General features: G+C 50.2%; 7 protein-coding genes. 6 read left to right on the top strand and 1 reads right to left on the bottom strand.

From position 1 onward, the window contains the following. The first annotated feature begins 15 nt into the window (after window positions 1-15). The 6 genes from Pla110_RS15450 (at window position 16) to argS (ending at window position 10,116) form a co-directional block, all read left to right on the top strand. Window positions 16-2,274: a hypothetical protein gene (locus Pla110_RS15450; protein WP_144996815.1), complete on the top strand. Its 2,259-nt coding sequence runs from the start codon at window positions 16-18 to the stop codon at window positions 2,272-2,274. A 129-nt stretch (window positions 2,275-2,403) separates the two neighbouring features. Then, window positions 2,404-3,330, top strand: coding sequence for an ABC transporter ATP-binding protein (locus tag Pla110_RS15445; RefSeq protein ID WP_144996813.1), 927 nt, complete (start codon window positions 2,404-2,406; stop codon window positions 3,328-3,330). 129 nt (window positions 3,331-3,459) lie between these two features. Then, window positions 3,460-4,089 (top strand): sigma-70 family RNA polymerase sigma factor, encoded by a 630-nt coding sequence (locus tag Pla110_RS15440; protein WP_144996811.1) that lies wholly within the window; start codon window positions 3,460-3,462, stop codon window positions 4,087-4,089. A 769-nt stretch (window positions 4,090-4,858) separates the two neighbouring features. After that, complete coding sequence (locus tag Pla110_RS15435; RefSeq protein ID WP_390620503.1) at window positions 4,859-7,300, top strand: sodium-translocating pyrophosphatase; 2,442 nt, start codon at window positions 4,859-4,861, stop codon at window positions 7,298-7,300. Window positions 7,301-7,541: 241 nt separating this feature from the next. Beyond that, window positions 7,542-7,967: a ribosome silencing factor gene (rsfS, locus tag Pla110_RS15430; protein ID WP_231742503.1), complete on the top strand. Its 426-nt coding sequence runs from the start codon at window positions 7,542-7,544 to the stop codon at window positions 7,965-7,967. Between the two features lie 190 nt (window positions 7,968-8,157). After that, window positions 8,158-10,116 (top strand): arginine--tRNA ligase, encoded by a 1,959-nt coding sequence (argS, locus tag Pla110_RS15425; RefSeq protein WP_144996809.1) that lies wholly within the window; start codon window positions 8,158-8,160, stop codon window positions 10,114-10,116. A gap of 49 nt (window positions 10,117-10,165) precedes the next feature. On the opposite strand, the gene Pla110_RS15420 is transcribed toward argS, so the two are convergent. Beyond that, a complete protein-coding gene (locus Pla110_RS15420) occupies window positions 10,166-11,215 on the bottom strand; it encodes a PIN/TRAM domain-containing protein (RefSeq protein WP_144996807.1) in 1,050 nt (349 codons plus the stop codon). Between the last annotated feature and the right edge of the window lie 322 nt (window positions 11,216-11,537).

Genomic DNA, 11,537 nt, shown 5'->3' with positions numbered 1-11,537 from the left:
CGATCCACCTATATAATGTTGATTCTCCTGACCTGCCTGACGTTTTTCGGCAGTGGGGTTAAGTACGTTGTTGCGCAGGAAAAACCGGCGGCCAGTTTTGATGACGTGCGCAGTGAAGTGAAAATCGATGCCGTTTCTGTCGGACTGGATGGCGTTTATAAAATCGGTCGCTGGGCTCCCGTGGAAGTGACCGTCTCTGTGTCGCAACCGGGTGACTATCAACTTGAACTTGTCTCTGTCGACGCAGACGGTGCTCCTTTCGCCGTTTCGTCTGCGCAAAACATTTCTGCGGCTGGGACTCACACCCTTTCAGGCAAATTTCTGCCGGGAAGGATGGAAGCGGACCTGACGGTTCGGATGATCTTAGGGGAAAGTGTGCTGGCGGAACGAAGTTTTCCCAGTTCAAAGCTCGACCCCGATTCGATCCCCGTTGCCCAAAAGCAGTCGCTGTTTGTGATCGGCGTCATTCACCCTACCGAGACGGAAAATGGGGGAACGGCAGCTAAAGAGCCATCACCGAATTCGAAGAAAAAAAATTGGCCCGAGAACTTCATCAATTCTCAACGCGATTCGATGACCACCAATAAACCCACACGTGCGATCACGCTGAATTCGGTCGAGGAACTACCGAATGATCTGGACACTCTCCGGTTGTTCGACGCTTTGATTATCGCCGAAGGTTTTGACCTACCGCCAGAGCAGGAACAGCTTTTACAGAAATGGATCCAGGCGGGTGGTCACTTGATGGTTATGATCGGCGATCAGGTTGAGCAGTGGCAGGCAGGCTCCCTGTCGAAATGGGTTCCTGTCAAAATCAATGGCGAGAACAACCTGAAGCATCTCGGTGACTTGGAAAACTATGTTGGCCAGGGTCGACTCGCCCGCATGATTATCGATGTTGCCCGTATCGAACCTGATAGCCTGAATGGCAAAGTCGAAATCGCCTCAATTGAAGGACCATTGGTCGTGAAGTCTGCATACGGATTCGGAGCCATTACGGTTTCATCGATCGACCTCACTCAGATGCCTCTTTCCAACTGGGAAAGTTTGCCCCTTTTCTTTTCGAAGATATTTCAGCGCGTTCCCAATGATGATCTCGCGGATGATTCACGATCGGGAAAAAACCTGGTACATGCCGGAATCAGTTCTTTACGAACTCAACTTCAAGGGACGCTCGATCAGTTTGAGGCGACTCGTAATCTGAGTGCCTGGGAAGTGATGATTCGAATTCTGGGTCTCATCATTCTGCTCGGCCCGCTGGACTATCTACTTACGCATAAAATTCTGAAGAGACCTGGCCTGACTTGGATCAGCTTTCCGTTGATGCTTGGTATTGTCGTGCTGCTCACGTTTCGTAAAGCAGACAATATGCACCACGAAACGCCATTGCTGCGGCAAGTCAATATGATCGACTTCGACGCTCAAAGTGGTTTAAATCGGAACCGTGTCTGGCAAAGTTATTATTCACCGCAAAGCGAGCAAGTGAGTGCCTCAGTGACGCCACTGGACTCGTCGACGGTGAATGCAGACAACTACCTCAGCATACCTCGTACACGCTGGTCGGGTACTCCCGAAGAGAATTTCAGCGGAATGTATCGCACCCCCGGGATTTCATTCGGTTTACCAAGGTACGATCTTTCATTAACTGAAAGCATTATGACGGGCATCCCGATTGGCCAATGGTCGAGCAAAGTCATCGAGACTGACTGGTTGGAATCTAGCGATCCCAAGGCTCTGATCGAAAGTGATCTCTCCACGAATACAAGCGGCCGACTGAGCGGGACGTTGAAACATCACTTCCCGGTCCCGCTGGAAGAGTGGTTTATTGCTTATGAAAATCAAGCCTATCTCCCCCGAAGCAATCGTAAATCGGAAGATCTGGTTCCGTTGGAGACTGATGTCGAATTCAAGCCCGACGATCGAAAGGTGATCATTCGGACGATTAAAAACTATCTGACGAACCGAATTGGCAACAGTCGTCAGAAAGAGCAGGATGTATTGGCGACAGCTCTTGATGAATATGAGGTGTTATCTACAGACCCTTATTCCATTTTACGGGCTGCGACATTTTATGAGACAGTGGGTGGCGAAGGTTATTACACTCTCAGTAACGATTCATTTGCAGGGTTCGATCTCTCACCTCAACTGGACATGAAACGAGCAGTTCTGTTTGGCATGCTGAACCTTCCTGTTTCCACCACGAAAATTGACGATCAAGCGATTGAACCCGTTTATCGAAAAACAATCGTGCGTATTTTGTTGCCTGTAAAATAGGCTGGAGAAGTGGGCAAATTCGTCAACGAGAGGGGTTTATCCAACGAATGGATTCTCATTTCGCTTCTTATCTTGTCCGAATTATTATCCGAAACCTGATTTCATCATCTAAGACGAAAGTTTTCAGCCGTGATTGAAACGCGAAAACTCACCAAACAGTACGGCAATCTGTTCGCCGTAAATCAGATCGATTTGAAACTCGAAGAGGGAGATGTCTTCGGGTTTATCGGTCCGAATGGTTCCGGAAAAACAACCACCATGCGGATGATCGCCACTTTGCTTGAACCGGACTACGGGGAAGCCTATGTCTGTGGCAAATCGATCTATACGCACTCGGAAGAAATTCGTCGACTTGTCGGTTACACGCCCGACTTCTTTGGTGTTTATGATGATATGACCGTCATGGAATACCTGGAATTCTTCGCCTCGACTTACCGCATCAAAAGCTCCGAGCGACGACGCATCTGTGAAGAAAAACTTGAGATGGTTGATATGGGTTTCAAGCGAGATGCAATGGTCAATCAGCTCTCACGTGGTCAGACTCAGCGTATTGGACTTGCTCGCACGTTGCTTCACGATCCTGCCGTGCTTCTGTTGGATGAACCTGCGAGTGGTCTCGACCCCCGTGCCCGCATCGAAATGCGAAACCTGCTGAAACGTCTCGGCGAGCTCGACAAAACGGTAATCGTCAGTTCCCACATTCTGCCCGAATTGGCGGACGTCTGTACGCGGGTAGGAATGATCGAAAAGGGAAACTTGATCGTCGATGGTTATGTGCATGAGGTCATGAAAAAGGCACGAGAAGCGACATTATTGTATGTGCGAGTGACTGAGGAACCAGAACGGGCAGCCAATTTGGTAGGCCAACTGGATATTGTCGATCGAGTTGATATGGTTGGCGAGCAATTGAATGTCACTTTGAAGCCGAACGTAATGGATTACAGCGAAATTCCAACCGTCCTGTTTGAAGCCGGTTTCAAATTGAACCTGTTCCGTGAGGAAGAAGTGAACCTCGAAACGGCCTTCATGGAATTAACAAAAGGGGTGCAGCAATAGGTTCCAACAGAGATTGCGATTTGACTGTGATCTGACGAGACTGGAATGAAGTGAGCTTATCGAGACGAATAACAATCTCGGAGCTTTGGGATCACGATAGAATCCGCCGTCCAGCAGAATCGTAATAATATGTGGCCTGAAGCAGAACAAACGGGAAAATTCCTGAAAGCGGCTGAACAAGGGGACTCCTCGGCCCGCGATCAGCTATTGGAACGCCACCGCGAATCGGTCAAACGGATGATCGAACTCCGGATGGATCGTCGGTTGCTTCAAAGGGTCGACGCTTCCGATATTGTGCAGGATGTCTTGCTGGAAGCCCATCGCCGATTGGCTGCCTACTTTGAAAACCCAGGCATGCCGTTTCATCTCTGGCTCCGTCAGCTGGCCCAGGATCGAATTATCGATATGCATCGGCGACATCGAGTAGCGCAGCGACGCTCTCTAGATCGCGAGCAACCGCTGTCTCCTCAGTGGGTGGAACATTCTTCGTTAAATCTGGGGGTCCAACTCCAGGACACTCAACTGACTCCGGCTGCAGAGAACCTGCGCCGCGAGATGACAGGGCTGCTGTTGAGTGCAATTGATCAACTCGACGAGACCGACCGTGAAATTATCCTCATGCGCCATTTTGAGCAGTTGGATAATCAAGAAGTCGCCAAATTGCTCGGGTTAAGTCCCGCGGCCGCTGGAATGCGTCACTTGAGAGCACTTCGCCGGTTGAAAGAATACTTGAATCCCTCGGCCGGAGCGGAGGAATAAAATCAGATACATGAATCAGCATTTACGACCATCCGCCAGCACAAAATATGGATCTCGATAAAATCGAGATGTTGATTGATTGAAGTTGTGGATGTCGTTGACACTAGAACATTACTAGCGATAGATTCAATGTAGATAAAACGTTAACGGAGTCGTTAACCACTTTCTCTGGCTAGATACACCATTTCACGTCGAGGATTCAGGGGCACTCTTGGTCAATTATCTCCTGGTCAATGATGTTGTCCAATTCTGATTCGCAATCCTATTGATTGATCTGTGTTCCCGTCCATTGGTTCTTATTCTTGCCTCTAATCCCATCTTCATGTTGAATTGTCTGTGTACTTTCTGATTTTCAGTCGGTTTAACTCGTTTCATCATTTGTTATTTCAGGTTTCCAGCAGGTTTGCCGTGCCAATTTCGGAATTCAGTTCACGCCGGGCAGCATTCCTTCACTGAACTTCTTTTCTGATTTCACAAACTGCTGATATTAAAACCAATTTTTGGTGGCTTCCCTAGTTCAAAGTATTTCAAGAGAAAGCGAATCCCCAGGATGAGTTTCTTTTCGCTCGCGACTCGACAGGTTTGTCAATCTTCTCACAAGATTGTGTGCTCCTCACCCCTAACACCACCATCAGCGACGAAGTCCAATCAACGAATCAATTCTCGGCGAGGCAGGTTAGGTTTACGTTCCCTTATTCTCGCCCTGTTTTCTCTACTGCTGACTAGTTCTCCTCTGCTTGCCGCTGAGGGAGATACGACCGTGAATCAGATCCCCTTGGTCATTTGCTGGGTGGTCAGCATGGCAGCGGCCATCACTTCGCTTTTCTTCGCTCTGCGATTTTATCGTTGGATGAAGCTGCAGCATGAGGGCGATGAAAAAATGATCACGATTGCCCAACATGTGCGTGCTGGCGCCCGCGCTTATCTTACAAGGCAATATTCCGTCGTTGCCATTTTTGTTGTGGCAACGTTTATCGTGCTGGCTCTTTTGGCTTTCGGGCTGCGGACTCAATCTGTTTGGGTTCCCTTCTCGTTTCTGACAGGGGCTATTTACTCGGGGCTGGCTGGCTGGTTTGGAATGAAAACGGCCACCATGGCCAGTTCACGAACAACTCAGGCAGCGAAGACTTCTTTAAACGATGCCCTGCAGGTCGCTTTTCGTAGCGGTGCCGTCATGGGGCTGGTCGTGGTCGGTTTGGCGCTATTTGATATCTGTTTCTGGTTCGCCCTGCTTTATTGGGGATTCGACCTCAGTATGGCAGAACTGACCCTATCCATCCTGGGGATCAGCATGGGGGCGAGCAGTCAGGCTCTCTTTGCCCGTGTCGGCGGGGGGATCTTCACTAAAGCGGCCGATGTCGGAGCTGACCTGGTCGGGAAAGTGGAAGCGGGTATCCCGGAAGATGACCCTCGAAACCCGGCGACCATTGCGGACAATGTGGGTGATAATGTCGGAGACGTCGCCGGCATGGGGGCCGACCTGTACGAGTCCTATTGCGGTTGTATTCTCGCGAGTGCGGCACTGGGGGTCGCGGCTTACCAGGGAGATCCGCTGATTCAAGCCATGTTATTGATGTTGCCGCTGGTATTGGCTGCCGCAGGAATTGGCCTGTCCATCTTCGGAGTATTTCTGGTTAAAGCCGACGAAGGAGCGTCGGAGTCAACCTTGATGAAGTCGCTTGAGAAAGGGAGTAATTTCGCCAGCATCGGCGTCGCCATCGCTGCATTTATCCTTGTGACCCTGATGCTCGTATTACCGTCGAACCCCGATAATACCTTGGGACTTCCAGGGGGTTGGTCGATGCTGGGAGTCTTTGGGGCCATCGTCACCGGGTTAGTCTCTGGAGTACTCATTGGACGCTGGACCGAGTACAGCACCAGCGCCGAGTTTGCCCCTACTAAGCGAATCGCCGATCAATCAAGAACGGGGCCGGCGACACTGATTATTGCTGGAGTTTCTGAAGGGCTCTACAGCGTCTGGGTCCCCATTTTTGTTGTCAGTGCGGCCATTCTGCTTGCATTTGGTTTTTGTACGGGCTTCGATTTTCAGGATCCCAAATTGGTAACAATGGGCCTGTATGGTGTCTCCATCGCAGCTGTGGGGATGTTGAGTACGCTGGGAATTACTCTGGCAACTGACGCCTACGGACCGATTGCCGATAACGCGGGTGGCAACGCAGAAATGAGTAATCAGGAACCTCTCGTGAGAGAACGGACCGACGCACTCGACAGTTTGGGTAATACAACGGCGGCCATTGGGAAAGGATTCGCTATCGGTTCAGCCGCACTAACCGCATTGGCACTTCTGGCAGCCTATATTGAACAGGTGCGGGTCGGAATTGATCAATGGGTGACCAGCGAAGAAACGGAAATTATCCAATCAGTTTCTCTTGCGGAGGCGGAGGCGACCAAAATCGGGAGAGGAATCGCCGGGGTACGAATTGGAGATGAGGAGACCGCTCGGTCCTACCTGATTTTCCCAGCTGGGATTGCGCTCGAAGATGACGGGGGACTGAAGGCATTTCACGAGGCGGACTACGGAACGAAGGTGCCCATCGACCTGGAGCAATTGATCAACAGAGACAAAGCGATTGCAGTGGTAACGGCCAATATGCCTGATTTCGTCCGGTTCTACGATGCGAACTTAATGAGTCCCAAAGTGTTGGCTGGTGTCTTTATGGGGGTGCTGCTCACGTTCGTGTTCTGCTCACTGACTATGAAGGCGGTGGGGCGTTCGGCCAGTGATATGGTCGAGGAAGTCCGGCGGCAGTTCCGCGAAATCAAAGGAATTATGGAGGGAGAAGCCGAACCCGATTACGCTGCCTGTGTCGCTATCAGTACGGCTGCCGCTCAGCGGGAAATGATTATTCCCGCATTGTTGGGTCTCGTTACGCCCATTCTGGTGGGGCTTGTTCTGGGTGTAGGCGGCGTGATGGGGATGCTGGTGGGGGGCTTGACCTCAGGGTTTGCAGTCGCAATTATGATGGCGAATTCCGGCGGTGCGTGGGATAACGCCAAGAAGTACATCGAAGCGGGTGCCCACGGAGGTAAAGGAACTGAAGCTCATAAAGCGGCCGTCGTTGGTGATACCGTTGGAGACCCCTTCAAGGATACCAGCGGCCCCAGCCTGAACATTTTGATCAAGCTGATGAGCATCGTATCCGTCATTGCTGCTGGCTTCATCGTGCAGTACTCCCTGTCGATTTTCTAAGTCGTTTTAATGAATTACTGAGAAAACAGACCCTGAGGGGGCTCCGAATCGAAGAGTTCCCTCAGTTCTGCTTAAAAAGCCGGGAGTGACGTCGCTTCCGGCTTTTTATATTGATATCCTGATAACCAGCACCCCAATTCGGGTGTACACTCCCTCGCTGCGACTAACGTGGAAAAAGACTCCGACAGGTTTCGGGGCCAGCAATAGGTTCGCGCGGGTGTTACCAAACAAAGTTAATCGAATGCAAACTACCAACGGAGACACAGAAATTAGTCAGCCTGAAATGGACCACTCGCGAGAGGAGCAATTACGCGAGAGCCGAAAAAACGCAATTCGCTGCGCACGAGTTGCGGATGAGTACAAGTGCAAGGATGTTGTAGTGCTGGATATGTCTACAGTAACTCCGATCGTTGACTTCTTCGTCTTAGGGACGGGAATCACACCGCGCCAGATGCGTGCAGCGGCAGATGAGTCCGATCGTGTTCTGGAGCAGACCGGAAATGGACGAATTGGGATGGAAGGTCGCGATTCGAATGTCTGGGTCCTGAACGACTACGGAGACATCGTCCTGCATCTGTTTAGCAGTGAGGCTCGCGAGATGTATAATCTGGAAGGATTATGGGCAGATGCCAAGCTGGTCGACTGGAAGACTGAAGAAGCGGAATAAACCTGTTCGATTTTGGACCGCAACTGCTGTTCTTTCCCATATTTTCACGCGATAGGCTGCTGCCCCAATTCCTCTTGGGCTGAGTTTGGGAATACTGTGGGTTGTCGTTCGCAAACGCGTCGCCATCGTTGCATCTCGATGTCTCTACCTGCCTCTCCACTGATCGATTCTTTAGAAGGTCCTCGTTCCCATGCATCCCCTGGCTGTCATTCGCGAACAATTGAGTCCCCTGTTCCAGGAATATGTCGAAGACCCCACGCCCTTTCTGGAGATGGTAAGGCCCGCTCAAGATACGAAGTTCGGCGATTTTCAGGCCAACTTCGCGATGCCGCTGGCTAAGAAGCTCGGCAAAAACCCACGCGAACTGGCGGATGAGTTTGTTGAAAAACTTCAGCTGGAGGGAATCTGCGAATCGGTCAACGTCGCTGGTCCTGGATTTATCAATTTCAAATTCAATTCTGAGTGGCTCATTTCACGACTCGGTGAAATGCAGCAGGACGAACGGCTTTCCATACCCAAAGCTGAAAAACCGGAGACGATCATCGTTGACTATTCGGCTCCAAATGTCGCCAAGCCGATGCACGTTGGCCATCTGCGAAGTACGGTCATCGGAAATACCATCTGTCGAATTCTGAACTTTCTGGGGCACCAAGTTTATGGTGATAATCACCTGGGTGACTGGGGTACGCAGTTCGGGATGATCATCTTCGGTTACAAGAATTTTCTGAACGAAGAAAGCTTCAAGCAGGCTTCAGTCCAGGAACTGGCCCGCTTATACAAACTAGTCAATCAACTGTCGGAATATCATCAGCTGGTTGCGAAAGTGCCCGAGCTCAAATCAAAGATCGAAGCGACAGCTCAGCAATTGACTGATTTGGAAGTGAAAATCGATCCGAAAGACAAGCAGCAGCGAAAAGCACTAGGCAAACTGAAAAATGATCTCGCTTCTTTGAAGGAGAATTTGCTCTCGGCAGAAGAGAAAATCGCCGTAGTGAATGGCTCTCCAGAATTAGCTGCTCAGGCAAATGCACATCCCGATATCGCCCGACTGGCGAGAGAAGAGACGGCGAAACTTCATAAAGGGGATGTCGAAAACCTGAAATTGTGGAATCAATTCTTGCCTCTCTGCATCGCGGCGATTGAAGAAGTCTATGAGCGTCTTGATGTGAAGTTCGACATGATTCTTGGAGAAAGTTATTTTCAACCTTTCCTGGGGAATGTCGTCTCCGATTTGGAACGGAAGGGGCTCGCCCAGGAAAGTCAGGGAGCGATCTGTGTCTTTCATGAAGGAAACGAAGCCCCGTTCATCGTGCAGAAGACAGACGGAGCCTATACCTACGCGACCACCGATCTGGCGACGATCAAATATCGTGTAGAAGAACTCAAGGCGGACAGCATTCTCTATGTCGTCGACGCTCGACAGGGAGAGCATTTCAAACTTCTGTTTGAAACAGCAGACAAGTGGGGTTTTGATAAAATCGATTTACGGCATATCAGTTTCGGGACAGTCCTGGGCGATGATAAGAAACCATTCAAAACTCGATCTGGCGATACAGTGGGTTTGGAAAGCCTGATCGACGAATCGATTCAACGGGCCCGCCAGATAGTTGACGCTGGGGACGATAGTAAACCGAATCCAGAACTGGACAACGCAACCCGGCAGGAAGTCGCGGAGCTAGTGGGAATCGGCGCCATCAAATATGCAGATTTACGCCACAACCGGGAAAGCGATTACGTCTTCAACTGGACGAAAATGCTGGCGACGACCGGAGACACGGCGACTTACATTCAATATGCCTATGCTCGAATCGGCGGAATCTTTCGTGAAGTGGGTGCGGATCGATCTGAACTGCGAAGCGACACCGCCACTGTGGTTTTCACACACGAAGCTGAAAGAGCCCTCGGGCTGCAGTTGATCCGTTTTGCGGAAACCATTGAATCGGTCGTTTCTGACTATCGTCCTAATATCTTGACGGCGTATTTATTCGAGACCGCGAATTCCTTTACGGCTTTCTATGGCCACTGTCACGTTAAGAATGAACAGGATCCGGCCATCAAACTGAGCCGACTTGTGCTTTGCGATTTAACGGCTCGCGTCTTTCAGCAGGGACTGGAACTGCTGGGGATTCAGACGACGGACAAGATGTAAAAAAACGGGCGGCTCCAAAGGAGAACGCCCGTTTGGGATTGTCTGATTGTCAGGCCGGTGGAATTGGTTCGGAACCTTCGCGGTCGTCGTAAGGTTTGCCGAAGATCATGCGACCGGCACTAGACTGCAGTACGCTGGTGACGGCGATTTCCACTTCGCGACCTTTCTTGTCGCTGCAATTTTCGCAAACAACCATCGTGCCATCGTCCAGGTAACCAACGCCTTGCCCCGGCGATTCGCCATCTTTGATGACTTTGATGCGGATGTGTTCTCCCGGCAGGAAGCGAGGTTTCAATGCATTGGCGACATCGTTCAGATTGATTGTCTGCACACCTTGCACGCCGGCCACCTTGTTCAGGTTGTAGTCATTGGTGACGATGCGACCACCCAAGTCTTTTCCGAGCAGCACCAGCTTCTGATCGACGGGAACTCCGTCATACGTCCGTTTATCGGTCTCCATCATTCGGAGGTCGACTTCGGAATCTTTCTGCAGCTTGGTGAGAATCTCCAGTCCGCGGCGACCTCGTGTCCTGCGACCTTTGTCGCTGCTGTCAGCAATGCTTTGAATTTCATGCAGAATGAAGTCGGGAACGACAAGCTGTGCATCAATAATTTTAGTCTCAAGAACGTCCGAGATTCGTCCATCAATCAGGGCACTGCTGTCGATGATCAAAGGTTTAGAACCCTTGAGTTCTCGAGAGAATTCAACATAAGGCACGATGAAACGAAAATCGTCTCGTGTTTGTAGCAATAGAGATATGCTCATGTAGGACAGCATTAATGTCACCATGATTGTGACAATTCCCTGCCAGTCCGAATTTTCGAGTGCAGGTCGTAGTGCGAGCATCAATATATAAGAAAGCAGAAATCCGGTCAGCAAGCCGAAGTAAACCGACGAAAACGTCGAGACTTTCTTTTGTGGATAGATGAAATCGACTGCAACAACGGACATGACCATTAGCAGCAAGCCGATGATCGAGATGACGGGTCGTTCAGTCAGAACATTTGGCATTGCACTTTGGTCACCGCTGTTCACGAATGTGACAATTGCGCCTACGCTGACCAAAAAGTAACTGACTACTAGAATCGTACGTATCATGAATTATCCGGTATAAAAGCGAGTTTCAGATATGAATAAGACACGGGGATCTTACGTAAGCCACTCCGTTGCAACTTGGAACATACTTAAGTTCCAATCCTGAAGCTTCGCCAACTGGTGAGAATAAGTCTGCGAACGCTTCGTAAAATAATTGATGATGAATAATTAAGGTATGAATCGGTTCCGGTACCGCTGATTTCAAATGTTGCCGTTTGCTTCTTCGAATTCAACAGGAATCCCACAACTGAAAGATTTCTTCCAGGCTGGAGGCTCCTGTCTGAGTGTGATGTCACTATTTATCCTACAACATTCGGTACCGTTT

The organism is Polystyrenella longa (assembly GCF_007750395.1).
In the GTDB taxonomy this organism is placed as follows: Bacteria; Planctomycetota; Planctomycetia; order Planctomycetales; family Planctomycetaceae; genus Polystyrenella; species Polystyrenella longa.
This window is presented reverse-complemented; position numbering and strand designations above follow the sequence as displayed.